This is a genomic window from Streptococcus sp. 1643, from assembly GCF_006228325.1.
GTDB lineage: Bacteria > Bacillota > Bacilli > Lactobacillales > Streptococcaceae > Streptococcus.
Genome location: NZ_CP040231.1, coordinates 940990 through 965162 on the forward strand (window position 1 = coordinate 940990; position 24173 = coordinate 965162).

The window sequence follows — 24173 nt, forward strand, 5'->3', positions numbered from 1 at the left end:
TTAAAAATGGATATTGAATTGTTTAATTTTTTAAGAAAGCTCATCGAAACAGAAGATGGGCTTATTTTGTATGCGTTAGCGTTAATTGTCATCATGGAAATTGTAGACTTTGCATCAGGCACATTTGCTGCAATTGTAAATCCTGATGTTGAGTATAAAAGTAGAATTGGAATCAATGGATTAATTCGAAAAGTCTTAGGGATTTTTATGTTACTGTTATTGATTCCGATGTCTGTTTTGTTGCCTGAAAAAACTGGATTTATGTTTCTGTATTCGATTTATATCGGATACCTAGTTTTTACTTTCCAATCACTAATTGAGAACTATCAAAAAGTAAAAGGGAATATTCTACTTTTTAAACCAATTTTAAAAGCTTTTGAACATCTAACTGAAGGAAAGTCTAACGATGATAAGGAGGATAATCATGGAAGTTGATAAAAGTAGATTACGAACAAATCTTCCTCAAATCGGTGAGCAACCCTATCGACAAGTTCATGCTCACTCTACAGGTAATCCTAACTCAACAGCACAAAATGAAGCGGATTACCATTTGCGTCGTCCAGTTGAGTCAGGATTTTTCTCCCATGTGGTAGGGAATGGTCGTATCATGCAAACTTGGTTAGTAGACCGAGGCGCTTATGATGTTGGTGGCGGATGGAATGTTGAAGGTTACGCTCAAGTTGAACTAATAGAAAGTCATGAATCTAAAGAAGAATTCATGAGAGATTATCGACTTTATGTCAATCTATTACGTGAGTTAGCTGACGAGGCTGGAATCCCTAAAACTCTAGATTCTAGTAGTCTTGCTGGGATTAAAACTCATCAATTTTGTACTTACAATCAACCAAATAATGGAAGTGATCATGTAGATCCCTATCCATACCTTGCAAAATGGGGCATCAGTAGAGAACAGTTTAAGAAAGATATTGAATCTGGTCTAACTGAAGGAAACTGGAAACGAAACGAAGTTGGTTGGTGGTGGGAAGAAGCAGATGGCTCTTATCCAAAATCTCAATGGAAAAATATCAAAGGAGAATGGTTCTACTTTGATAATAGAGGCTACTGTTTCATCAATAAATGGTTCAATGATGGCAAGGATTGGTTTTATTTAGATAAGCGTGGTGCCATGGTTACTGGTTGGATGCATATCGATCATCGTTGGTACTATTTTAAGTCGGATGGTAGAATGGCTAAAGGTTGGGTAAAATATCGTGAAACTTGGTATTACTTGGATGAAAAAGATGGGGATATGAAATCTAAGCAATTTATTAAATCAGGAAACGGATGGTACTATCTCAAGTCTGATGGTTCGTTATCAGTAAAACCAGAATTTACGATTGAACCTGATGGTTTGATTACTACTAACTAAGAGTTTGTAGATACTACTCTTAAAATAAATCTTTAAACAAAATAAACCACCGAAGTTGGTGGTTCATGTGGTATAATATCTATTGTAGATAAGTGAAGACGGTGGCTCCTTATACCGAAAGAGAGGTGATGCCTATGGGCAGTTCATCAAAATCTGACGGAAAGGAGGGGCACTCTTTTGACCGCATTTGAAGTTGTACAGACAATACTTGGTTTTGGTAGTTTTGCCATTACTTTGATTGGCTTGTGCTATAAAATCTTCAAAGACAAGGACAAAAAATAATCCGTCCCCACTTTTGAGCGAGTAGGACGGATTAAATCTGTTATACGAGCTACCGTCTTTTTAACGGTTCTACGTTGGAGTTGAGTTGGTAGCTCAGCTCCTTTTTCTATGTTTATTATAACATATTGCGATTAAATTTCAAATAAAAAATCTAAGCCTGGTGAAGTACATCAGGCTTTTTCTTTTTGATTTTTTCTTAAAACCGGAAAAATCTATCTTGAAAGTACCTATTTAGGTAAGAGGACAATAAAGACATTTTGTTAAAGTACAGGGTTGCTGATTACTTGACTAATAAAGCGTTTAGAGGGATATATAGTGTGTAAAAACTTCTTGTAGGAGGAAAAATGAATATAAGAAAAATTGAAGCAAAGAATAACAAAAGAAAAAAGAGAATTTGTGCATATGTTCGAGTTTCTACAACCAACGGAAGTCAACTTGATTCGCTAGAGAATCAAAAAGTCTCTTTTGAAAAGTTGTATGCTGAACGTGATGATGTTGAGTTTTTGGGTGTTTTTTGTGACAAAGGGATTTCAGGTTCAAAGTATGATAGACCTAATTTTCAAACTATGCTAGATGCTTGTAGAAAAGGACAAATTGACGTTATCCATACTAAGTCAATATCAAGGTTTGCAAGAGATCTCATCAATGTTCTTGAAATCAGTCGAGAATTAAAAACTCTTGGTATTGATATCTTTTTTGAAGAGCAGAATATCCACACTTTATCCAATGAAGGTGAAGTTGTCTTGACTGTGTTAGCAAGTTTGGCTGAGGAAGAGTTACAAAGCATGAGCGGAAACCAACGATGGAGTTTTCGTAGAAAGTTCCAGAAGGGAGAATTACTCATTAATGCTAAACGGTTTTTAGGGTATGATTTAAACGAAAAAGGTGAACTTGTTATAAACAAAGCAGAAGCCCAAATAGTAAGAACCATCTTTTATAGTTATTTAGAAGGAATGGGTACACATAGGATTGCTAAAAAACTTAACGAGGTCAAGGTTCCAACTGTAACAGGAAAGAAATGGTATGACAGCACAATTCGTAATATCTTAAAAAACGAAAAATACAAAGGCTCTTTACTACTTCAAAAATACTTTCATGACGGTGTAAACGGTCCAAAGAAATTAAATCAAGGACAGGTTGAACAATACTATATCGAAGATAATCATGAAGGAATTGTTTCTAAGGAAATATGGGAGAAGGTTCAGGTAAAAATGAAAAGCCGTTCTCGGATCCAAGGTACAAATAAAACCTATAAATTTTCCAGAATGTTAAAATGCCAATATTGTGGTTCAACATTAAAAAGACAGGTATCTTATAAGAAAAAGATTGTTTGGTGTTGTTCCAAATATATCAAAGAAGGAAAAAATTCATGTAAAGGTATGAGAGTCCCTGAAATGGATATTGAAGATTGGAAACTAAGTTTACCAGTAATTGTGTTAGAAAGGATAGAAGATGGAGAAAAACATTACGGTTATACCGGCCAAAAAACCTCAGCAAACGGTCATATCTCAAACTCGGAAAAAAATCAGAGTAGCCGCTTATTGTCGAGTGTCTACAGACCAAGACGAACAGCTATCAAGTTATGAGAATCAGGTTAATTATTACCGTGAATACATCTTAAAACATGAAGATTATGAGTTAGTAGACATCTATGCGGATGAAGGGATCTCCGCAACTAATACAAAAAAACGTGATGCTTTTAACCGCCTAATACAAGATTGTAGAGGTGGTAAGGTGGATAGAATTTTAGTTAAATCTATTAGTAGATTTGCGAGAAATACATTGGACTGCATCAAATATGTAAGAGAACTGAAAGAACTAGGCATTGGAGTAACGTTTGAAAAAGAGAATATTGATAGTCTAGATTCAAAAGGAGAAGTACTACTTACCATTCTATCGTCACTCGCACAGGATGAATCGAGATCCATTTCAGAAAACTCAACTTGGGGAATTCGTAAGAAATTTGAGCGTGGTGTAGTTCAAGTAAACACTACAAATTTTATGGGATATGACAAAGATGAAAAAGGAAATCTCATTATAAACCATGAACAAGCTAATGTCGTAAGGTATATATTTGATAGATTTCTAGAAGGATACAGTCCAGAATTTATTTCCAAAGAGTTAAGAGAACAGGAAATACCAGGTTGCACAGGTAAAGCAAAGTGGTGCCCAAGTGCTATATGGAAAATGCTTCAAAATGAAAAATACAAGGGTGATGCTTTGCTTCAGAAAACCTATACCGTTGATTTCCTGACGAAGAAAAGAATTGATAATGATGGACAAGTTAATCAATACTATATCGAGAACAATCATGAACCAATCTTAGATAGAGAAAAGTGGGAGATTGTTCAGTTAGAAATAGCAAGAAGAAAGAAGTTTAGAGAACAACATAATCTCCAATTTTATATCATGCAGAAAGAAAACAATCCCTTTACAACAAAAGTATTTTGCGCAGAGTGTGGTTCAGCATTTGGTAGAAAAAATTGGACTACAAGTCGTGGTAAACGGAAGGTATGGCAATGTAATAACCGGTACAAGGTCAAGGGACATATTGGTTGTCAGAACAACCATATCGATGAAGAAATGCTTGAAAAAGCTTTTATGAAAGCAGTTGGACTACTTCAAAAGCATAGATCCGATGTGGTAGATAAGTGGCAAAAGCTAGAGCAAGGGGCAAATCTTCTCCATAAGCACTATGCAAAGCAGATGTATCAGATTCTAGATTTAGATAAATTTGATGGAGCTATCATGAATCAAGTTCTCGACCACATAAATATTTCAGAAGATGGAAAAATTGTAGTAACTTTCCTTGAAGGAACTGGGGTAGATTTATAAGAGACTGTGACTGGGAAGTTGCAGTTTTTTTAGGGGTTTAATGGTATAATGAGATTATAAATGTGGGTATTGTTTAAATTCTCTGGAGGACACAGAATGTTGAATTTAGTAAAAGGTCACCAAGTTAGCTTGGTAGAAAACCTGTTTGAATCATTTACAAAGTTAAATGAACATCTTTTGATAGCGAATGTACACGCAGAAAAAATATTAGAGGTTTTTCAACACTTTATTGCGAATCATGACGAGCCCTTGTTTTTTATTTTGGAATTGCCTGTCAGTATTGATAGAGAAAAAGTGATAGCAAAGAATATTATTAAGGAATCCCATAAGGATGTTTATTATATTGATGGTTGTTCAAGAGAAGAATGTCTAGCACTGTTGATTAGATACGGTGATTTACTTGTAAATGATGGATTAAGTAAGTTTGGATTTGGTGGACATAAAAGTCACGATGAAATCATGCTTGATAGCTATAATGTTGTGACAATTTATAGTAAAGAACTATCGAAATTTAATGACTTTTTTGAACCTCATAATATTCAATTTGTAGAAGAACTAGTGACAGCTTGGAAAACTTTTTCTAAGACCTCACCAGGAATCTCTGAAATCTATGAAAGTAATGGAAAAACTGTTTATGATTTGCCTACAGAATTAGCTGAATGGGGAATATATTTAGCTGAAACTCGAACAGAATAGGGATTTCAATAGGATTAGAAAGAGAATATTTCTATTCCTCTAATACCCCAAATTTAACTTTAGTAAATTTATAGAAGGAAAAGCTAGATGTAAGCACACGTTGATGTGTGAGTATTGCTCGTGAATGATAAAAGATAGGGTATAATTCATTACACTGTTTTTGGATAAATATTGTTAGACTGTAACTTTTATGTTGCAATTTTTCAATTTATACATGGTATAATTAAAATAATAAAATAAAGAGGATTTTTTATGAGTAAAGAATTAGTATTTCAAAGTGTAGAATCACTACAACAAGTTGTAAACGTAATTAATGAGAGGCTGCGGCAGCTCTTAATGATAAAACACGTACAATAAGAGAGAGTCCAATCCCAGAAGTGTTAGCTGGAGCATTGGGAGCAGGTATTGGTGGCATAGGTTCATTTGCAGCTCTTTATGGTTTAGGTACTGTAGGGTTATCAGCTGTTGGTATTACTTCTGGTCTTGCAACTATTGGCAGTGTTGTTGGAGGTGGTATGGTAGCTGGAGTGTTTGTAATGGCTGCTCCAAATGACTAACTTTATATCAACAGGTAATACTTATTGGATTTCAGATGAAGAAATTCAAATTCTCGAAAAGAACGCCACTAATGGAGATAAAAACTCAGCATTCAAATTATATCAATACCATATGTTTGTATCTTTAGACCAAGATTTGGAATATAAAATGGCTAGAGATCGCAGCAAAAAATGGACATCCAATTGCCCAATCCAATTTAGCTGATTTATTTTTCACACAAGACAATAAAGAAAAAGCCATATTTTGGGCTAAAAAGGCACATAGAAATGGTGCCACAATACCAGAAGAATTAAAAATACTAATAAATATCAGTTAATTAATAAGTTTGAGCAGATTATTGTTACGAGCCTGATGCGGGTCGGTTTGTGAATTAGGATCCGATTGGGTTGTTGGGTGGGGAGAATTAGTATGCTTTTGCGCCGAATTACAATTTATAGTGCATTCAGAAGAGGTTCAAAGAACTTGGGCTGAGTCTAAAGATATTACTGTTATAAATATGAAAGATGCTCACGAAGAAGAATCTTTAATCAAGTCAGGTAAAGGAATTACAGAGATTGAGGCCTCACGTCCTGTATATCTTGATTGTAAAAATTTGATAAATGAAAAAGGTGTTAAAAGTAAAACTCCTCGTTCTGGTAAGAAAAGTAGAAAAAGACGTAACATAGGAAAGTGCTAATATGGAAAAATATGAAGAAAAGATAAAAAAGGAATTGGCAAATTTAACAAATACACAAAGATTACTTTTTGGAGCATGTTGCATAGATAGAATTTTACATCTCATAGCAGGTTTTGATAATTTTTTAGAAGAGAATCATATTAAAAGAATAACTAAGGAGCCATATCTTTCTTTATGTACTGATTGGCTAGATAGTATCTTTTTATATGTTAATATAAATAAAGATATTTCTTCTGATGAAATTGAAAAAACTCTGAATACATTAAATACAATCATCCCCGATACAGAGGAGTTCCCAGGTAACGTAGCTATCTTTACACAAAATTCTATGATTGGATTATCATATCTATACGAGTTTATAAATAAAAATGAACTAATTTTTATTACGAATTGTAGCGATAAGGTAATTGAAACAATTGATGTTATGTATTACGAAACAGATTATGAACGGCTTGATATACATTATGAAGAAGACTACAAAATACAATTTAATTGTATTGAAATGATAAAAACAGGGGAAGATATAGCCAAATTACGTAAATATAATCAATTAACTAGAGTGAATAACAAGACATAGCTCGCATGAAGCCTTCAATTTCGAAGTAGGATGTGTGCAGTACGCATGAGATGACGGACATCTACGGCAATCTGTTGTGGTACGGCGAATACACCTCTTGGGGTCGTCTGAAAAAAGATGAGTGGGTTTATAAGAACGCACATCCCAAGAGGGCTTTATAAAAAAGTTAGGTTTAAAATTGGAGAAAGTAAAATGAAAAAGTTACTGATTGGATTGATTGGAACTATTTTGCTTTTGACAGGAGCTTTAAAAATGTCACAACCACTTACAAAAAATACTCAATATAATGATTTGACTGTTAGATACTATTTAGGAATGACTTTTCCTAAGTATAACCATCCTGCAAAATTGTATGATGAAATCAATTTAGATAAGGTAAACAATATCCGAAAAAGCAAAGAGACTATATCTTATTATACTGGGTTTTATAAAGATGGAAAATTAATTAAATTTGAGAAATTTATTAATGATAATAAAGTAATGGATTTTGCTTATGAATATGATGAGAGGGGAAATCTAATAAAAATTTATAAAAATAACATTGAGGTAAGCAAGCCGTAGCCCCGCAGAAACCTTCAATTCTAATGTTAGGTGTGCGCAGAATTATACGCACACGGTTTCGCCTACCGCAACCACATCATGGTCGATTACAGGCACAAGTGCGACAGCGTGTACGAGATTTACAAGAAAGATTTAAAAAACGTTTGAGTCAGTCCATATCTGTTGGAGGATGTTCATCTACCAACTCACCCAAACGATTAGATTAGGAGGATATTATGAAAAAATTACTAGTATGGGGATATGCCCTACAAAGCATGGATAAAGCAGAAAAAATGGGGTTGCCACGAGTAAGTAGTGGGGCTGTGGGTATATCAGAGAAGTTTAACCCTAAGAAAACGCATCCTGATTTTGACTTTCCATGGAGTTGGTTCGTAAAGGGACAAGAAATTCCTCCAATGCCTGAAAAGGTTTATGTCTGCTTAAAGAAAGCAAGAGGTGTTACTTTTGATTTTCTTCCATATAATGATTTCTTTATCATGTCAGCACGTTTTTTGGAATTTATAAAAAAATATGGGTTTGATCATGATTTTGGAATGAGTAAAGCAATTATTGTCAATACAAAAGGTGAGTTATTGACGAATGAAATCTATTATTTGGTAAGAATAGTTGATTGGGAAATTCAGGATGAAATTGTTTACCCAGATTTAGCATTAGATGAAGATGATTATTCACTGGAGGCATATACTAATTCAGATAAGGATATTTTATTGTCTTCCAATTATAATTATTCAGGAGCATTTATGGTGTCAGAAAATTTAAAAGAAAAAATATTGGAAAACTTTTCTTTGCCTTTTCTTTATTCTTTGGAAGAGTGGAAGGAATTAAATAATTCAGACTTTTATTGGGATTAATATAAATCAAAGAAGTGTTGGATGAACTTTTTTCCATCCCAACATCTACTCCCTCTCTCGTGGGAGAGGGCTGGGGAGAGGGCAAAACGACAGCTACGAACCCTTAGCACAGGTACACAACTCTTTATTACAGAAAGTTTTCATAGAGATAAAGCACAAACTGATGCGCACGATAAATTTCGTGAGGCCTATTGGAAAAACATGCACGGGATTATATTGGAAGTTGTAAAAAAAAAAACTCATATTGAAAGGACTAATCATGAAAGAATTATCAAGCATAGAAAGAAATTTAAACATCTTATTTCCTCAGTCATATAAAAATACCCTTGATAAATTCAAGTCGTTTATGGAAATAGAATTTAAAGATTATGAAATTGATTTATTTAATAATAATTTATTGTTTGACGAGTTGAATTCTTTTCCAAGATGGAATTATATGGAATATTTAGTTGAAACCAACAAGAAAAAACAAAAGGCAGAAAATATTGTACAAAGGCATGACTCCACAGAATTTGTAGACTCTGAACGCGTAAAGAAAGGTTTTATGTTTGGAACTTCTTCAGATGGAGGACGCTTATATTTCGATTTAGATGATCATCTATCAATATGGGAATATTGGCTAGATGATGGAAGTATTGGAAAAGTAGCAGATACTTTTGATGAAATTCTTGAATATGGAAAAATTATAGATTTTGAGTAAACGTAACTTGTATCAAGGTTTTATAATCCCATAAGGTCATCTAAAATGTTTGTTCTTTAACAATCTCATCACTAGTCTACATGAAGGTCGTTTGGGACGGCAGGTATACTTATATCTATACCGCTCCCGACAGTTACGAACCCCTGGCACAGCTACACAATATGGAAGGTAAAACTAAATAAGAAAGATAAACACAAGGGTGAAGTTGATAAGTGTTTAAATGAAAAAGGTAAACAAAATTCTAGTGGTGGACACGATATAAGGAGTAAATGATGCAGAAATTATTGAATTATCATGGTGATTTGGCGCATGGTACTGTTTTTAGATTTCCAGGCTCATATCCACATGAAAAATATGTTGATCTGATGTTAGTTGAATTTCCAGATAGTGATAGAAAATTTGGCCTTGTTGTATCTACTGGTCACAAAGCGGGATTGATTTTAATTAAATTTCCAAAGGAAGCTGAATCAAATCACTTTGCAGGAATAGATAGACAATGGGTAATAAATAACTGGAATAAATGGATATATGAGACTTGTAACATTGATGATGTCTATGTAATTCAAAACTACCCAATTCCTGATATTGATTAAAGTAAGCCGCAGCCTACACAAAACCTTTAGTCCTGACGCAGGGAATGTATGGTACGAATATAAGCGGCTTCGGCTTTCGAAACCACATCAACGAATACGGTGAAACTGCCGACAAACCGACTACTTCCACTGCTACCAAACGGTATTCCAAAAGAGATGACCGACCTCCAAGGCAATCTATTGTGGTACCGCGAATACACCGCTTGGTGCCGGGACGATCGGGTTTATAAGGACACGCACTAGGCGTTCAGACTGCAGAACCAATACTTCGATGAAGAGACCGGACTGCATTACAACTTGATGCGCTATTATGAACCTGAGGCCGGTAGGTTTGTGAATCAGGATCCGATTGGGTTGTGGGGTGGTAGTAACCTTTATCGGTTTGCACCTAATGCGCCAGGATGGACTGATCCCTCTAGTTTTATAGCTATGGCATTAGTTTTCTTACCAGAAATAGATGCTGTTTTAACTGCTTTAGGGCAAGCTGCACTAACAGCAATTGGCATTGGAGCAGTTTTAAGTCTAAGTGGTGATACTTCAAAAGAGAAAAGTCAGGCTAAAGCACAGGTAAAGGCAGGCGCTTGTCATGGAAACTGTAAAAGTTCAAAAAAGTCTCTGCACGGATATAAAATTTTCGATAAAAGAACGGGGCAAATAATGGAATATGGTATCAGCGGAGCAACTAGAACAAATGCAGATTACTTTAAAATGGAAAATAATTCGCCGAGGATGTTTTCTATATCAGAATTGTATTTGGAATCCTTACTAAATCTCCTATGTAACGAAGGAAAAAACGATGATTAAAGAAATTCGCTTACCGCTCAAAGATTACACAAAATATAAAAACATTAGCAAAGGAATGTTTGCTATATCAGAGCTATATTTGGTATCTCTACCAAAATTTGATTCAAAAAAAGTTTTTAAATGTAATATTTTCTTGTGTGAGGACCGACAATTTCCAACCAAAGCGAAAATACTGGGTTTTGCTATGTCGTACCAATTTTTTGATTTTAAAAAATATCTTTCTTTAACTGAGGAAGATAGAAAGTTCATGGTATTACAAGTTATTCATCAGGGAATGCTAGATATTGCTGCTGATTACAATTGGGATACGGAACCATTGGAAGAAGCTTACCAAAGTTGCTTAACTTCCGATCTAACCTTTAAAAGACAAATCAAAAAGCGCAAGCTAAGTCCGAACAGAAAACAATATTTGTCTTTATGGGCATATTGCGATCAACACTACTTTAAAATTACTTGGATAATATCTGATAAAAAAGGGGAAATAGTTAAGCAGGGTACATTACTGACAGAACAACCATATTATATCGATATATGGTATAGCTTGAATTTTCATTGGATAGACGACGAACATTTTATTGTTGAGTCTAATTACAAAGGGTTGATTTCAGATACTTGGGAAGTTGATATCTCGAATGGTGCTGTCCTCGCAACTAACAGGTTTTAGCCTGCGTGAAACTTCCAATTTTGACGTGGCGTGTGTAGCAAGCCGTAGCCTGCACAAAACCTTTAGTCCTTCCACCTGCAAAACCAGTATTGCGACCGTGAAACTGGGCTGCATTACAACTTCTTCAGGTACTATGAGCCTGATGCGGGTACAACAAGAGCACAGCAGAGATACCGTGCTCGAACAGGTGTATGCCCAGACAGGAAGAGAGGATTATTAATCCAAACATCTCAAGTACAAGCCATATTCAATAAAGTTGGTCAATTAGTTTCAATTCGGGGGAAATTTAAATGAATAAAAAGTATAAAGTCAGTCCTGAATATATCAGACTTTTTCTTGGACTATTACACGAAGGTATAGATAGCAAACTTGAAGACTTATCAGGTCTGAATTTGGTTAATCGAGATAGCGTAAAGAGATTAGTCAAAGAATATCTGTACCCCGAGTATCAAAATTTTACAATATCAACCCAATTTAGAATTAAAGAAAGTTTGAGATTTGGATTAAATTTCTGGACAGAAGAACGACTATATGATCAATTTCCTAGTACCGACACAGCCTTTGAAATACCTCAACAAATGACCGCAAAAGAACTTTATAAGCAAATTTGGGATGATATGTTTAATAATGAAGATATCACTATTTCTGATATAACAAAATATCAGGAATCGAACTAAAATTAGCAAGCAGTAGCCCGAACGAAATCTCCAATCCCGACGTACCTAAATGGGAAGACTTAGTAAGGATGAAATTGATTGGATTAGATCCAAAGCTGACTGGATAGACCCAATAGTTTCTTCAACAGACAAATTGTTAGGAATCAGAAATCATGACAATTCTAGAGAACAAAAAGAACAATATCTAAGTGAGAAAAGGTACTATTGGTGACTTTGTGTTTTTAGTTTTACAGAGTGTAGTGTTATTGGAGTAAATTATTAACTAATTTAGTAATAAATTATTTTACCTTTTTTAAAATAGAAATTTGGTACAAGACAGTATATTCTTTCGTTCTAAAGTGTTATTTAAATGTTGATTCTATCCCTTTCGTTCTATAATATAGGAGTATACTAGCACCACATGTCGAGTGTGTAGCTTTGCTTGTAAAAGCCTAGAACATTTTGATAAATCGCAATAATGAAAAGCCTTGGTTTCAAGGCTTTTTGTATTGGCGTGGGGGAGTATTATAGTGAGAAAATTTTTGGAATGAATAGAAGTGATAGCTAGAAATTATCAGTTTCTATTTACATTTACCCTGTGGGTATGTGTTTCTTTCCATTGACAAGGAGTTTGTGGGAATAGAAACGTCCCCACCTTACATATCTCCAGAATGGGCGATTGAAATTGAGACAATTTAATAGAGATAAGCTCTTGTTATGTTTCTTTTAAGTCAATAAACTAACAATACTCAAAGTATGCTCAAAAATATGATATAATCTAGGACATAAGGCAATACTGTTTTAAAGTATTTTCTCTTAACCATGTCTCGTTAGACAAATCTGATTCGTCTGGTTTTCTAATGGATTTTAATGCTGACTTGGTTTTATAGCCATTATGCTCTCCATTATTTTAGTGTAGAACACTTTGGTTATTAGTTTTTTGTTACATTGTAAGCAAATCAATAGAGATAGAAAAAGGAATTATATGTTTAGTTATGAGGTTGTAGCAAGTTTTAACGACTTAGAAAATGCTATTTATACAACTATTTTAGAAAATGAAAATATATCCTCTATGACAATCAAGGAATTGGCCCAACTTGCACATGTATCAGTTGGAACCGTACAACGATTTTGCAAGCATCTAGGATTTGATGGATATAGCCATTTTAAGATTGCTTATAAAGAATATTTAAAAAATGAGCAAATTATTTTAAACAATCAAGACAATCATTCTTTGAAGTTATTCATTGATTATACTGAGCAAGATACTTTTTTGCAGCTGATTATGGAGGCTGTGGCAATCTTAAAGAACGTTGAACAGATTGTTTTTGTCGGAATTGGTTCCTCTGGAACTTTAGGTCGATATGGAGCGCGCTATTTTTCAAATATTGGCAAATTTAGTATGTGTATTGAAGATCCTTGGCAACCAGTGCTACAAAACAGTATGGAAAAAACTTGTGTCATTGCCTTATCCGAATCTGGTGAGACTTCTCAAACATTGAAAATTGTACAAAAATTAAAGGAAAAAGGTTGTCCAGTTATTGCCATCACAAATACATTGGAATCAACATTGTCAAGGCTATCTGATTGCTCCATAACCTATCATGTTCCTCAATTATTTTTAAATGGGTTTAATATTACGACGCAGGTACCTGTTATTTTCATTATTGAAATGTTAATGAAACAACTATATACTACAAAAGCATAAGGGTGTCTATGAATTTATTTGATTATCATAAAGTAAAAGGGCTAAATAATAGTGAATTAAGCGTGTATAATTTTATATTGCAACATAGAGATAAAGTTGCTACGATGACTATCAGAGAGCTATCGACATCTATAAATCTATCGACAACAACCATCATTCGTTTTGCGAAAAAGATGGGATTTGATAGCTACAATGATTTAAAGTATGTCTTGTCAAGGTCAGAAGATAAGGAAAATAAACATCGTCACTACTTTCCTATTGATATTCCAGCAATACAATTTTTACAGACTAGTGTTCAAGATGAAGCTTTAAAAAAACAACTATCAGAGATAGCAGACTTGATCGTTCAAGCCAAACAAGTTATCTTTTTAGGGGTGGGTACTAGTCTAAGTTTGGCAGAATATGGCTCATATCTTTTTTCTGGAATCGGTATTTTTAGCTTTGCTATCACTAACCCATTTTATTCTCTGAAATTGCATCATTCTAATTTGGAGGATGTTTTGGTTATTGCTCTAAGTGTCAGCGGTGAGACAGAAGAAGTTCTAACTCTGGTACAGGGATTCAAAGAAAGAAATGCTAAGATTGTTAGTCTGACAAATACAGATATTTCCACTTTATCACAGCTATCGGATATAAATTTATCCTACTTTATGCCAGTTGCCTATGCAGATTCCTCGCTACGTTCCACTAATTTGACCACTCAGATTCCAGTTGTCTATTTTTTAGAATCCTTACGTTACCAAGTTTATTTAAAAAAATAGGAGTGAAAACTCTTGTTTTTTTTATGTAACAAATATTGTTCGACTGTACATTTATTTTCTATCTCAATATCTATTGTCAGCAGGTACAGTATGTTATAAAATAGACTTGTTCATAGCGCTAGTACAAAATACAGAAAGGATTGGTAAAATGGCAAAAATACCAGAAGGCTTTTTATGGGGTGGGGCAGTTGCTGCTCACCAAATTGAAGGAGGATATGATAAAGGTGGAAAAGGCATTTCGATAGCCGATGTGATGACAGTTGGAAGTGCTAGCCACTCTCGACAGATTACTGATGGCGTCTTACCTGACGAATATTATCCGAATCATGATGCAATAGATTTTTACAGAACCTATAAGGACGATATACAATTATTCGCTGAGATGGGATTTAAGTGTTTTCGAACTTCGATTGCCTGGACTCGTATCTTCCCAAATGGAGATGAAGAAGAACCTAACGAAGAAGGGTTGAAATTTTATGATGATTTATTTGATCAGCTTCTAGCTCATCAAATTGAACCGGTCATCACACTCAGTCACTTTGAAATGCCCTATCATCTAGTTACTAAGTATGGTGCTTGGCGTAATCGCAAGTTGATTGATTTCTTTGTTCGTTTTGCGAAAGTCGTCATGGAACGATATAAGGACAAAGTTAAGTATTGGATGACCTTTAACGAGATCAATAATCAAGGTGCAATTAATGTTCCTTGGTGCTCATGGACTAATTCTGGTGTCATTTATCAAGAAGATGAAAATCCAGTTGAGGTACTACAGCAGGTTATCCATTATCAGTCAGTGGCTTCTGCAAAAGTTGTACAATTGGGTCGGAAAATCAATAAAAATTTCAAAATTGGTTGTATGCTGGCAATGGTACCATTTTACCCGAATACATGTGATACAAAAGATATACTTGCTAGCCAGAAGGCAATGGAGCATCGTTTATTTCACTATGGAGATCTTCATGTTTTTGGAGAGCGTCCTTACTATATTGAGGCCTTTTGTCGAAAAAATAATATCAAACTGGATATTATACCAGAAGATCTAGAAACTCTAAAAGAAGGTTGTGTAGATAATATTGGCTTGAGTTACTATATGAGTGATACAGTGACTGCTACAGCATCTGAGGAAACAGAAGAACTTTTCAAAGATGTTTACACTAAGAAAAACCCCTATATTGAATCAAGCGATTGGGGTTGGCAGATAGACCCTGAGGGATTACGCTATAGCTTAAATCTTTTATACGATCGCTATCACTGTCCGCTTTTTATAGTTGAAAATGGATTCGGTGCTTATGATAAGGTAGAGCCTGATGGAATCCATGATTCTTACCGCATTGATTACCTCAAACAACACATTGAACAAATGATGTTAGCGATTGAAGAAGATGGCGTAAATGTCATTGGTTATACCCCTTGGGGCTGTATCGATATTGTTAGTGCTGGTACAGGTGAAATGGAGAAGCGTTATGGCTTTATCTATGTCGATAAGAATAATAATGGCGAAGGAACTTTGCAACGAATGAAGAAAGATTCCTTTACATGGTATCAAAAAGTGATTGCATCAAATGGAAACGAATTATAAGGAGTAATTAAAATGAATATTGGATTGTTTTGTGCAGCAGGTATGTCAACAAGTATTTTGGTTGAGCGTATGAAAGAAGCGGCTCAGAAAAAAGGGAAAGATGCAACAATTGCAGCTTATTCCATCAGTGAATTGGAACAAAGAGTTGGAGATATTGATGTGGCTCTATTAGGCCCACAGGTTGGTTTCCAACTTGAAAAAGCAAAAGAAATTTGTGCTTCTCACAATGTTCCTGTAGAAGTGATTGCAATGGCTGATTATGGTACTGCAAACGGTATGGCAGTTCTTAAACAAGCTTACATGATGAAAAAATAAGGAGACGATGATGAAGGATAAACTGATTAAAAAGTTTGTTGATAGGATGATGGCCTTTGTCAATACCAAAGGTGTAACAGCGATAAAAGATGGTATTGTTTTCTCTATGCCATTGTTGATTGTTGGCTCCATCTTTCTTATCTTGGCCAATCTTCCAGTTCCAGCTCTAGCAACGATGTTAGAAACTAGTGGTATTACCCCTGTTCTCAATCAAGCAATTGGTGCAACCTTTAATATCAGTGCGATTGTAACAGTCATTGGGATTGCGTATACCTATGCTAAGCTAGAAAAACAGGAGCCGCTTGGGGCAGGTGTCATTGCCCTAGCAGTTTTCTTGCTAATCCAGCCCTCCAGTTTGATTTCTAAAAATGGGGATGTAGTTGGTAACATTATTCTGAAGGATTGGACTTCCGGGAAAGGGATGATTGGTGCCATTATCGTTGGTTTGATAGTAGGAGCAAGCTATTCTTGGTTTTTGAAGAAAAATATCAAAATCAAAATGCCAGATGGCGTACCAACTGGTGTAGCCAACGCATTTTCAGCCTTGATTCCTGCTACTGTTATTATCACAGCGGCAACGATCTTTGTCGGACTTGTTGAACAATTGTTTAAGGTCACAACGATTGAAGTGATTTATAATCTTATTCAAACACCAATGCAAGGCTTGACTGACTCATTGTTTGGTGCGGTGCTTATGTGTTTCCTTGTACCATTCTTATGGATGTTTGGGGTGCACGGCTCAACTGTAGTTGGTGGCATCATGAGTGGCTTGCTACAGGCGAATGCTTTGGAAAACCAAGCCATTTTAGATAAGGGCCTAGAATTAAATCTAGCCAATGGCGGTCATATTGTGACGATTCAATTTTTTGATCAATTTATCAATGTTACAGGTGCCGGGATTACGATTGGTTTGGTAGTTTACATGGTTGCATTTGCAAAATCAAAACAACTAAAAATTCTTGGACGTCTTGAAATGGTTCCAGCCATCTTTAATATCAATGAGCCGGTGCTCTTTGGTTTGCCGATTGTAATGAATCCAGTTTTAGCAACTCCCTTTATATTAACGCCTATTTTATCTTGTATCATCCAGTATTCAGCGATTTATTTTGGACTGACACCTATGTATGGTGCCGTTCAAGTTCCGTGGACTTGTCCTCCAATTATTTCAGGATTTATCATCGGTGGTTGGAAAACAGCCTTGTTGCAAACACTTATTTTGGTTATGTCTTTCTTTGTTTATTATCCGTTTATTAAACAGATGGATAAACAAGCTTTACAAGCTGTAATACAAGAAACAAGCGATTTAGAAGATGAAGATTGGTAAGAGAGGTATTAAAATGGACGAAAAAGTACTCGAAGTGTGTTTTCAAATTATCACCTATGTAGGAACAGCAAAATCTATGTACATCAATGCTATTCAATTGGCTAAGCAGGGTGAATTCGAGCAGGCTAAAGATAGAATTAAACAAGGCGAAGAAGCATTTGTACAGGGACACAATGCTCACCACTCACTTTTGACAAAAGAAATGAATGGGGAATTAAGCGAAACAGGTCTACTTCTGATGCATGCTGAGGATCAGTTAATGAGTGCAGAAGGTTTTCGAACGATTGCTGAGGAATTTATAGCAGTCTATAAACGCTTTGAGGAAGGTAAATAGAGCAAGTTATGAAAGTAAAAAATCAAGCAATGTTAATTACCTATTCAGACAGTCCTGGAAAAAATCTGAAAGACTTGAAGTAGGTCTTAATCTCAGCCAAGTCGCCTTTTCCCTTGATTTCCTAGAAAAGAAAGATGAGTCTGCCTATCCGGATTTGTTTATCCACTACAAAAACTTTTGGCCAAACAGTGGGCCGACTCAGGAAGATGTAGACCTGATTTACAAACGGAAGCCACGTGCTCCCTATAGCATTGCCAAGTTTGCTGATGGTAGTGAGGAAAAAGTTTGGTGTACCTTTGATGAGCAACAGATCGACCTCGATGTGACAAGAGAAACAACTCGTCGCTTTATTCAGGAAAATCTGGAACAGCTGGCGGACCACGGAGCTTCCATTATTCGCTTGGACGCCTTTGTCTACGCCAATAAGAAAATCGGCACCAACTGTTTCTTTGTTGAGCCAGATATTTGGGAAATGCTTCATTTTCCGTGTCAGCTATTGGCACCAAAAGGAGTGAAAATTCTTCCAGAAATTCATGAACATTACACCATTCAGCAAAAAATCGCTGAGCAAGACTACTATGTCTATGACTTTGCCCTTCCGATGCTGGTTTTTCATGCTCTTTATTCAGGTAATGTCAAACGTCTTGTTCACTGGATGGAAATCTGCCTCGCAAGCAATTTACAACCTTAGACACGCACGATAGTATCGGAGTGGTCGATGTCAAGGACTTGCTAACAGATGTTGAAACAGAGGCGACAAGAGAAGCCCTCTATGCCCAAGGAGCAAATGTCAAAAAGATTTACAGCTCAGAGGCCTACAATAATTTGGATATTTATAAGAAAAATTGTACCTACTATTCATCTTTAGGAAATGATGACCAAGCCTATCTCTTGGCACGTGTGCTTCAATGTTTTGCACCAGGTATTCCGCAGATTTACTACGTTGGCTTGTTGTCAGGAGAAAATGATATCGAATTGCTCGAATCAACCAAAGAAGGCTGCAACATCAACCGTCACTATTACGATTTGGAAGAAATTGAGCGAGAAGTTCAACGCCCAGTTGTGCAGTCCTTGTTCAATCTGCTCAAATTCCGTAATACCAGCGCAGCATTTGATGGAGAGTTTGCTGTTGACATGGAAGACGCTAATACTATCCACATCAGCTAGACCAATACCGATGCCAATACAGTGGCAGAATGAAGAGCTAATCTGAAAGATAAATCATTTGAAATTACAGAGAAAATAGATAGTGAAAGAACATCGATTTATCTATAATAGAATACAAACGAGTGGTGGAAACGTTTGATTTCCTCACTCTTTTTGTTAGCTAGTTAGTAACAAAATAGTACTTAAACGTAAACTATGAATTATATCCTGTTGTGACGATAATTGTTCGAGAATATTCGTAATAAAAAACAGGAACAGTCAATTAAACTGCTCCTATTTTTATGATAGAATATAGGTAGTTATAAATCGAGAGCAACTAAGAAGCAGTAACAAATATTACATATAAAATAATCAAAATAAGGAAGATAAAATGACAGAAATTGACAAAAAGAATTTAAAAAATTATCTTTATTGTACATTTGGAATTACTTATATAGCTTGGGGGATTCTTGCCATCTTTACTCAATCTTATATTTTGGGATTAGAGACATTTATAGGAAGAATATTACATATAGTTGGTGCACTTGGACCAGCTATTGCAAGTGGCTTTTATTTAAAAAGTAATAATATAAAATTTAAACATTTTTTATTTAATAAGATAGAAAATAGTAGTATTTATTTCATTTATCATATGTTAGCAATTTTGATACTATTTTCTGTATCTTCCTTAGAATTAAACGGAGTATCCATTTATCTGATGCCATTATTCTTTATACAACTAATTTTTTTTGGTGGTGGACATGAAGAATTAGGATGGAGAGGAATATTACAGCCATTACTTGATAAAAAATATACTTATTGGCAATCTAATTTGATTGTAGGTTCAATCTGGGGAATTTGGCATCTGCCTTTATGGTTTATAGTCGGAGAAAGTCATCAAGGATTTCCTTTCATTTTATTTTTTATATATACATTATTTTTAAGTTTTGTTTTAGGGCTTCTTTATCGTCAAACGAAATCTGTGGGGTACTGTCTATTATTTCATGCGTTCGCAAATTTGTTAAATCTCTATTTTGTGTTAAAAATTAATCTTATTTTTATTATCATTTTTATTGGTTATTTGATTTATACTATATTGGCGAGTAATAGAATTAGTAAGGAAACAACATTTTAAAATTTAGATCAGGATATCCATTATTGAATGTAACGTGTGGTCATTCTAGATAATCAATGTTAGAGACTTTTCTATTTGATGAGGCATCACTGATTGTTCAAACTGATTTAACAAGTATTTATCTAGTGAAAGTCCTACAGCAAGGAGTTTAAACATGAAATTCCATGAATTTGGTGATAAGAATTTGCCTCCTATTATACTGATACATGGTGGTGGCAGTTCTTGGTGGAATTATCTTCGTCAAGCACGAATCTTGTCAAAAGAATACCGTATTATTCTACCAACTTTGAATGGCCACGGCGAGGAATATCAACTTGATTATGTTTCTACTGAAGATTCTGCTTTGGAGATTCTAGACTATATCAAAGCAAACTGTGGTGGGAAATTGTTTGCAATCGGTGGTGTTTCACTTGGTGGTCAAATTGCCATGGAGCTTTTGTCTTTAGACAGTGAAATTGCTGAGAAGGCCATCATAGATGGAAGCCTCTGTATTCCTCAACCAAGATTAGCTAAAATCAGCATTTTTCTGGTACGTCTATTTGGCAAACTGATGTTTAGTAAATTCTCTTGTAAACTTCAGTTAAGCATGATGAACAAACTCTATCCTAAACTGGCTTATCCAGAGGAACTAAAAGATTATTATTTGGAGGATCTGCCAAGGACGCATATCAAAACATTGGTGACCATTTACAAAAACTATATGGGATGTTACAAGCTGAAAGATATGATTTCTGCTAGCAAGGCTCAGGTTCTGTATATCTATGGTGAAAAAGAATTGAACTGTGTGAAAGAATCAGCGAAATTATTTCATCAGCTACATTCAAATACAATTTTCTATGAAGCAAAGGGCTATAACCACGGCTATTTATCAGCTTACCTACCTTATGAGTGGATTGATTTGGTGGTGCCATTTTTAAAGAGTGACTCATTAGAAATGTGTAACGAATCTGATATGCCATAAGGAGGAAACGGATGCTAGGAGCAATTATTGGAGATATTGTAGGTTTAGTTTACGAATGGAACAATATCAAAACGAAGGATTTTTCTTTATTTTGTGAGGATTGTTTTTTCACGGATGATACGGTCATGGCCTGTGCTGTTGATGGTAAAAACGTATAAACCTGTGAATGAAAGTGATTAAGAAAAGCCTTGATTGTAAGGCTTTTTGTTATATTAAAAATTGAAATTGAAAAGTAATCAATTTAAACGATAATATGGCTCATACAGATTGTTAAATATTGAACTAATATAACTGTTATGGTATAATATAAACAGGTAAAACAGCTGGATAGTTAGGAGGATATGGAGGGTGAATATACAAATTGATAATTCAAGTGATAATCCGATTTATTTACAGATAAAAAATCAAATAAAGGCTCAGATTATTTCGGGAGAATTAAAGGTTGGCGAGCAATTGCCATCAATCAGATTCTTAGCTAAAGAACTTCGAGTGAGTATGATAACTGCTAAAAGAGCTTTTGATGAACTGGAACTTGATGGTTTCATTAATTCAGTTCAAGGTAAAGGTAATTTTGTTGCAGCTCAAAATAAAGAGCTTATTCGAGAAGAATATTTGAAACGAATCGAATCAAAGATGCAAGATATTCTTGAGCTTTCAGCTATTGCAGGTGTAACCAATGATGAGTTGGTAGAGATGTTTAGTAGTTATATGGAGGGAAAATATGAGTGATTTTGCTATTGAAATCAAAAACTTGGTTAAAAAGTTTGATGACTTTACATTAGGTCCGATAGATTTTGCTATTCCTAAAGGCTCTATTGTCGGATATATTGGCCAAAACGGTGCTGGTAAAAGTACAACCATAAAATTATTGTTAGGATTACTTAAGAAAGATTCAGGAGAAATTAAAATTTTAGATTATGATAATCCTAATAGTCTTGAATTGAAAGATAAAATCGGAGTAGTGTTTGATGATTTATTAGTGCCGGAAGAAATGACACTTGTTGATTTGGAAAAATTTTGTTCAAGGGTATATTCAAAATGGGACAGAGAATTTTTCTATCAATTAATAAAAAAATTTAATTTATCTGAAAAACAGGCTATTAAAAGTTATTCTCGTGGAATGAGAATGAAATTATCGATGGCAGTAGCTTTATCTCATAAAGCAGAAATTCTCATTTTGGATGAAGCTACGAGTGGATTGGATCCGATTGTAAGGGAGGAAATTTTAGATTTTCTTCTTGACTTTATTCAAGATGAGAATCATACAATTTTAATATCGTCACATATCCTATCAGATTTAGAGAAAGTGGCGGATTATATTGCTTTTATCAATGATGGTAAAGTTCTTTTTGTTGAACCAAAGGATGAACTCAAAGAAAACTATGGTATCTGTACTTTATCTAATGAAGAAGTTAAAAATCTTGATGAGGAAGCCATAATTGGAAGAAGGATACACTCATTCGGACAAGAGTTGCTTGTTAAAAGAAATCTTGTTCCAGATGGAATCAGATTACAAAAGCCGTCTATCGAAGATATTATGATATATTTTGTGAAAGGAGGTAAAAGATAATGACTGCATTGATATTAAAAGATATAGCTACTTTAAAGAAAACACTACTATTAACAATTGCTCTCTGTATTGCCCTCATTGTGTATGGTGTGTATGAAAATGAAATTTTTATGATACCGCTTATTTGTACAATGATACCGTTAATTTTAACTGCAGTCGCTTTTGGTTATGATACGAAATCGAAATTTGAACAATTTGCCTTTTCAATGCCGATTAAAAAGAGTAGCTTTGTATTAAGTAAATTGTTTTTTGCGTTTGTTTTTGGATTAGTAGGTTCAGTTTGTTTATTTGTTCAATTGGTAATAAAAAAAGAGATGTTAATAGACAGCATCATATTTATCTCACTAATTACATTAGTTGCAAGTATTTTGATATCAGCTATTCAACTTCCGTTTATCCTTAAGTACGGTGCTGAAAAAGGTAGGCTAATCATGGTTATAACATACTTTACAGTATTTGCTCTGTCTAGTTTTTTTAAAGCAAAATCAGATTTACTGACTAATGTTGTAGAGTTTTTCTTAAAGAATTCGAGATTAATGATTTTTATTGGAATGGTTTTTGTCAGTATTATTACCATAGGAGTTGCTATAAAAATATCTATTTTAATTATGGAGAAAAAAGAATACTAGAGAAGCTGAGAGTAGATTATAAAAACTTAGAAGGTGGCAAATCTTATGCTAGGGCAATTATTGGAGACATTGTAGGTTCAGTTTACGAATGGAACAATATCAAAACGAAGTATTTTGTGAGGATTATTTTTTCACGGATGATACGGTAAGTCCGAACCGCTGAGAGTGTGAGTTTGTTAGCGAAACGTAGCTAATCCTCAAAATAAAGGAACTAAAACTCCATTATTTTGAGATGACAACCTAAATTGGCTTTAAGGAGGTGTTATATTGATAGAGAGCAGACCTGAGTTTGATAAAATCTCATCCTTTGATGAGTTTAATAAATACTACTGGTATCGTGATGAACTTTCACAGATATGCAAGTCATTAGGACTTGAATATAGAGGTACAAAACAGGAACTCAATGATATCATTGAGCAGTACTTTAAGGGGAATTTGATTAAAAAATCATCAATAAAAAGCAAGAAGAAACAAGTAGAAGTCGTTACTTTAGATACGCCTTTACTTGAATGTGGATTCTCCTTTAATGCACACTTTAGAGAATATTTTTCAACTTTAACAAGTGTTTCGCCCTTTAAATTTACTGCTGATATGGCTACAGCCTGGAGAAAGGCAAAAAGAGAAAATGATTTGAGTTTTACAATCCAAGATATGCTAAAAGTTTATTATGGAGATTCAGATTATGCCAAGTATGACCATTCGGTGTGTCAATGGAATCAATTTTTTAAGGATTTCTGTGCAGACGAAAATAGTCGTAACTACTCAAACAAGTTAAAAATAGCTTCTATTCTTTGGAAAGAAGTTAGAAATTCAAGTAATGAAAAAATTTATTCAAAAAATCTTTTGACTGAATATGCTGATAAAATAAAAGACTATTGTAAGTAGAAAC

28 protein-coding genes and 2 pseudogenes are annotated in these 24173 nt (G+C 34.6%); all 30 read left to right on the plus strand.

Features of this window, described 5'->3' with window-relative positions; all coding sequences use genetic code 11:
- The first annotated feature begins 6 nt into the window (after positions 1-6).
- The 30 genes and pseudogenes from FD735_RS04990 (at position 7) to FD735_RS05165 (ending at position 24169) form a co-directional block, all read left to right on the plus strand.
- A complete protein-coding gene (locus tag FD735_RS04990; RefSeq protein WP_045616014.1) occupies positions 7-435 on the plus strand; it encodes a phage holin family protein in 429 nt (142 codons plus the stop codon).
- Positions 425-1369, plus strand: coding sequence for an N-acetylmuramoyl-L-alanine amidase family protein (locus FD735_RS04995; protein ID WP_139658632.1), 945 nt, complete (start codon positions 425-427; stop codon positions 1367-1369). Before FD735_RS04990 ends, FD735_RS04995 begins: the two co-directional genes overlap by 11 nt.
- Before the next feature lie 153 nt (positions 1370-1522).
- The gene (locus FD735_RS05000) at positions 1523-1651 is read left to right on the plus strand and encodes a putative holin-like toxin (RefSeq protein WP_173276792.1); all 129 of its coding nucleotides are present in this window, start codon (positions 1523-1525) and stop codon (positions 1649-1651) included.
- A 344-nt stretch (positions 1652-1995) separates the two neighbouring features.
- Complete coding sequence (locus tag FD735_RS05005; protein WP_139658633.1) at positions 1996-3237, plus strand: recombinase family protein; 1242 nt, start codon at positions 1996-1998, stop codon at positions 3235-3237.
- The gene (locus tag FD735_RS05010; RefSeq protein ID WP_255296305.1) at positions 3200-4486 is read left to right on the plus strand and encodes a recombinase family protein; all 1287 of its coding nucleotides are present in this window, start codon (positions 3200-3202) and stop codon (positions 4484-4486) included. The genes FD735_RS05005 and FD735_RS05010 overlap by 38 nt, the downstream gene beginning before the upstream one ends.
- Positions 4487-4582: 96 nt before the next feature.
- Positions 4583-5182, plus strand: coding sequence for a hypothetical protein (locus tag FD735_RS05015; protein ID WP_139658634.1), 600 nt, complete (start codon positions 4583-4585; stop codon positions 5180-5182).
- Between the two features lie 377 nt (positions 5183-5559).
- Positions 5560-5739: a hypothetical protein gene (locus FD735_RS09925; protein ID WP_255296301.1), complete on the plus strand. Its 180-nt coding sequence runs from the start codon at positions 5560-5562 to the stop codon at positions 5737-5739.
- Between the two features lie 437 nt (positions 5740-6176).
- Positions 6177-6416, plus strand: a complete 240-nt coding sequence (locus FD735_RS05030; protein WP_139658635.1) for a hypothetical protein — start codon at positions 6177-6179, stop codon at positions 6414-6416.
- Between the two features lies 1 nt (position 6417).
- Positions 6418-6993 (plus strand): DUF416 family protein, encoded by a 576-nt coding sequence (locus FD735_RS05035; protein WP_139658636.1) that lies wholly within the window; start codon positions 6418-6420, stop codon positions 6991-6993.
- A 192-nt stretch (positions 6994-7185) separates the two neighbouring features.
- On the plus strand, positions 7186-7554 hold the full coding sequence (locus FD735_RS05045; RefSeq protein WP_139658637.1) for a hypothetical protein: 369 nt from the start codon (positions 7186-7188) through the stop codon (positions 7552-7554).
- Between the two features lie 215 nt (positions 7555-7769).
- Positions 7770-8405: an Imm43 family immunity protein gene (locus tag FD735_RS05055; RefSeq protein WP_139658638.1), complete on the plus strand. Its 636-nt coding sequence runs from the start codon at positions 7770-7772 to the stop codon at positions 8403-8405.
- Between the two features lie 259 nt (positions 8406-8664).
- Complete coding sequence (locus FD735_RS05060; RefSeq protein WP_139658639.1) at positions 8665-9105, plus strand: SMI1/KNR4 family protein; 441 nt, start codon at positions 8665-8667, stop codon at positions 9103-9105.
- A 272-nt stretch (positions 9106-9377) separates the two neighbouring features.
- Complete coding sequence (gene imm45 / locus FD735_RS05065; RefSeq protein WP_139659104.1) at positions 9378-9698, plus strand: Imm45 family immunity protein; 321 nt, start codon at positions 9378-9380, stop codon at positions 9696-9698.
- 300 nt (positions 9699-9998) lie between these two features.
- Entirely contained in the window at positions 9999-10502 is a 504-nt protein-coding gene (locus tag FD735_RS10000; protein ID WP_304364599.1) for an RHS repeat-associated core domain-containing protein, read from the plus strand.
- On the plus strand, positions 10495-11166 hold the full coding sequence (locus FD735_RS05080; protein WP_139658640.1) for a hypothetical protein: 672 nt from the start codon (positions 10495-10497) through the stop codon (positions 11164-11166). The genes FD735_RS10000 and FD735_RS05080 overlap by 8 nt, the downstream gene beginning before the upstream one ends.
- A gap of 290 nt (positions 11167-11456) precedes the next feature.
- Positions 11457-11843, plus strand: a complete 387-nt coding sequence (locus FD735_RS05090) for a hypothetical protein (protein WP_139658641.1) — start codon at positions 11457-11459, stop codon at positions 11841-11843.
- A gap of 964 nt (positions 11844-12807) precedes the next feature.
- On the plus strand, positions 12808-13530 hold the full coding sequence (locus FD735_RS05100) for a MurR/RpiR family transcriptional regulator (RefSeq protein ID WP_049518643.1): 723 nt from the start codon (positions 12808-12810) through the stop codon (positions 13528-13530).
- An 8-nt stretch (positions 13531-13538) separates the two neighbouring features.
- Positions 13539-14291: a MurR/RpiR family transcriptional regulator gene (locus tag FD735_RS05105; RefSeq protein WP_049518645.1), complete on the plus strand. Its 753-nt coding sequence runs from the start codon at positions 13539-13541 to the stop codon at positions 14289-14291.
- Positions 14292-14439: 148 nt separating this feature from the next.
- Positions 14440-15870 carry a 6-phospho-beta-glucosidase gene (locus FD735_RS05110; protein WP_125391062.1) on the plus strand — a complete coding sequence of 477 codons (1431 nt, stop codon included), beginning with the start codon at positions 14440-14442 and terminating at the stop codon, positions 15868-15870.
- Positions 15871-15882: 12 nt separating this feature from the next.
- Entirely contained in the window at positions 15883-16185 is a 303-nt protein-coding gene (locus tag FD735_RS05115; protein WP_001020606.1) for a PTS sugar transporter subunit IIB, read from the plus strand.
- Between the two features lie 10 nt (positions 16186-16195).
- A complete protein-coding gene (locus FD735_RS05120; RefSeq protein WP_049518650.1) occupies positions 16196-17509 on the plus strand; it encodes a PTS sugar transporter subunit IIC in 1314 nt (437 codons plus the stop codon).
- Positions 17510-17522: 13 nt separating this feature from the next.
- On the plus strand, positions 17523-17843 hold the full coding sequence (locus tag FD735_RS05125; RefSeq protein ID WP_049518651.1) for a PTS lactose/cellobiose transporter subunit IIA: 321 nt from the start codon (positions 17523-17525) through the stop codon (positions 17841-17843).
- 8 nt (positions 17844-17851) lie between these two features.
- A pseudogene (gene gtfA, locus FD735_RS09850) lies at positions 17852-19118 on the plus strand (sucrose phosphorylase).
- A gap of 262 nt (positions 19119-19380) precedes the next feature.
- On the plus strand, positions 19381-20124 hold the full coding sequence (locus FD735_RS05135) for a CPBP family intramembrane glutamic endopeptidase (RefSeq protein WP_038806089.1): 744 nt from the start codon (positions 19381-19383) through the stop codon (positions 20122-20124).
- 154 nt (positions 20125-20278) lie between these two features.
- Positions 20279-21085, plus strand: a complete 807-nt coding sequence (locus FD735_RS05140) for an alpha/beta fold hydrolase (protein ID WP_125391921.1) — start codon at positions 20279-20281, stop codon at positions 21083-21085.
- A gap of 11 nt (positions 21086-21096) precedes the next feature.
- A pseudogene (locus FD735_RS05145) lies at positions 21097-21225 on the plus strand (ADP-ribosylglycohydrolase family protein); the annotation flags it as partial.
- 208 nt (positions 21226-21433) lie between these two features.
- Complete coding sequence (locus tag FD735_RS05150; protein ID WP_038805294.1) at positions 21434-21814, plus strand: GntR family transcriptional regulator; 381 nt, start codon at positions 21434-21436, stop codon at positions 21812-21814.
- On the plus strand, positions 21807-22655 hold the full coding sequence (locus FD735_RS05155) for an ABC transporter ATP-binding protein (protein WP_049518657.1): 849 nt from the start codon (positions 21807-21809) through the stop codon (positions 22653-22655). Before FD735_RS05150 ends, FD735_RS05155 begins: the two co-directional genes overlap by 8 nt.
- Positions 22655-23284 (plus strand): ABC-2 transporter permease, encoded by a 630-nt coding sequence (locus FD735_RS05160; RefSeq protein ID WP_049518659.1) that lies wholly within the window; start codon positions 22655-22657, stop codon positions 23282-23284. The genes FD735_RS05155 and FD735_RS05160 overlap by 1 nt, the downstream gene beginning before the upstream one ends.
- 267 nt (positions 23285-23551) lie before the next feature.
- Positions 23552-24169, plus strand: a complete 618-nt coding sequence (locus FD735_RS05165) for an SAP domain-containing protein (protein ID WP_049505788.1) — start codon at positions 23552-23554, stop codon at positions 24167-24169.
- The last annotated feature ends 4 nt before the right edge of the window (positions 24170-24173 follow it).

Excerpts from the sequence above, each read along its gene's own strand:
- FD735_RS04990 (WP_045616014.1), top strand. The coding sequence starts at position 7 with ATGGATATTGAATTGTTTAATTTTTTAAGAAAGCTCATCGAAACAGAA.
- FD735_RS05105 (WP_049518645.1), top strand. The coding sequence starts at position 13,539 with ATGAATTTATTTGATTATCATAAAGTAAAAGGGCTAAATAATAGTGAA.
- FD735_RS10000 (WP_304364599.1), top strand. The coding sequence starts at position 9,999 with ATGCGCTATTATGAACCTGAGGCCGGTAGGTTTGTGAATCAGGATCCG.
- FD735_RS05015 (WP_139658634.1), top strand. The coding sequence starts at position 4,583 with ATGTTGAATTTAGTAAAAGGTCACCAAGTTAGCTTGGTAGAAAACCTG.
- FD735_RS05055 (WP_139658638.1), top strand. The coding sequence starts at position 7,770 with ATGAAAAAATTACTAGTATGGGGATATGCCCTACAAAGCATGGATAAA.
- FD735_RS05140 (WP_125391921.1), top strand. The coding sequence starts at position 20,279 with ATGAAATTCCATGAATTTGGTGATAAGAATTTGCCTCCTATTATACTG.
- FD735_RS05135 (WP_038806089.1), top strand. The coding sequence starts at position 19,381 with ATGACAGAAATTGACAAAAAGAATTTAAAAAATTATCTTTATTGTACA.
- FD735_RS05100 (WP_049518643.1), top strand. The coding sequence starts at position 12,808 with ATGTTTAGTTATGAGGTTGTAGCAAGTTTTAACGACTTAGAAAATGCT.
- FD735_RS05115 (WP_001020606.1), top strand. The coding sequence starts at position 15,883 with ATGAATATTGGATTGTTTTGTGCAGCAGGTATGTCAACAAGTATTTTG.
- FD735_RS05155 (WP_049518657.1), top strand. The coding sequence starts at position 21,807 with ATGAGTGATTTTGCTATTGAAATCAAAAACTTGGTTAAAAAGTTTGAT.
- FD735_RS05080 (WP_139658640.1), top strand. The coding sequence starts at position 10,495 with ATGATTAAAGAAATTCGCTTACCGCTCAAAGATTACACAAAATATAAA.
- imm45 (WP_139659104.1), top strand. The coding sequence starts at position 9,378 with ATGCAGAAATTATTGAATTATCATGGTGATTTGGCGCATGGTACTGTT.
- FD735_RS05160 (WP_049518659.1), top strand. The coding sequence starts at position 22,655 with ATGACTGCATTGATATTAAAAGATATAGCTACTTTAAAGAAAACACTA.
- FD735_RS05045 (WP_139658637.1), top strand. The coding sequence starts at position 7,186 with ATGAAAAAGTTACTGATTGGATTGATTGGAACTATTTTGCTTTTGACA.
- FD735_RS05125 (WP_049518651.1), top strand. The coding sequence starts at position 17,523 with ATGGACGAAAAAGTACTCGAAGTGTGTTTTCAAATTATCACCTATGTA.
- FD735_RS05060 (WP_139658639.1), top strand. The coding sequence starts at position 8,665 with ATGAAAGAATTATCAAGCATAGAAAGAAATTTAAACATCTTATTTCCT.
- FD735_RS05110 (WP_125391062.1), top strand. The coding sequence starts at position 14,440 with ATGGCAAAAATACCAGAAGGCTTTTTATGGGGTGGGGCAGTTGCTGCT.
- FD735_RS05035 (WP_139658636.1), top strand. The coding sequence starts at position 6,418 with ATGGAAAAATATGAAGAAAAGATAAAAAAGGAATTGGCAAATTTAACA.
- FD735_RS05120 (WP_049518650.1), top strand. The coding sequence starts at position 16,196 with ATGAAGGATAAACTGATTAAAAAGTTTGTTGATAGGATGATGGCCTTT.
- FD735_RS05090 (WP_139658641.1), top strand. The coding sequence starts at position 11,457 with ATGAATAAAAAGTATAAAGTCAGTCCTGAATATATCAGACTTTTTCTT.
- FD735_RS04995 (WP_139658632.1), top strand. The coding sequence starts at position 425 with ATGGAAGTTGATAAAAGTAGATTACGAACAAATCTTCCTCAAATCGGT.
- FD735_RS05005 (WP_139658633.1), top strand. The coding sequence starts at position 1,996 with ATGAATATAAGAAAAATTGAAGCAAAGAATAACAAAAGAAAAAAGAGA.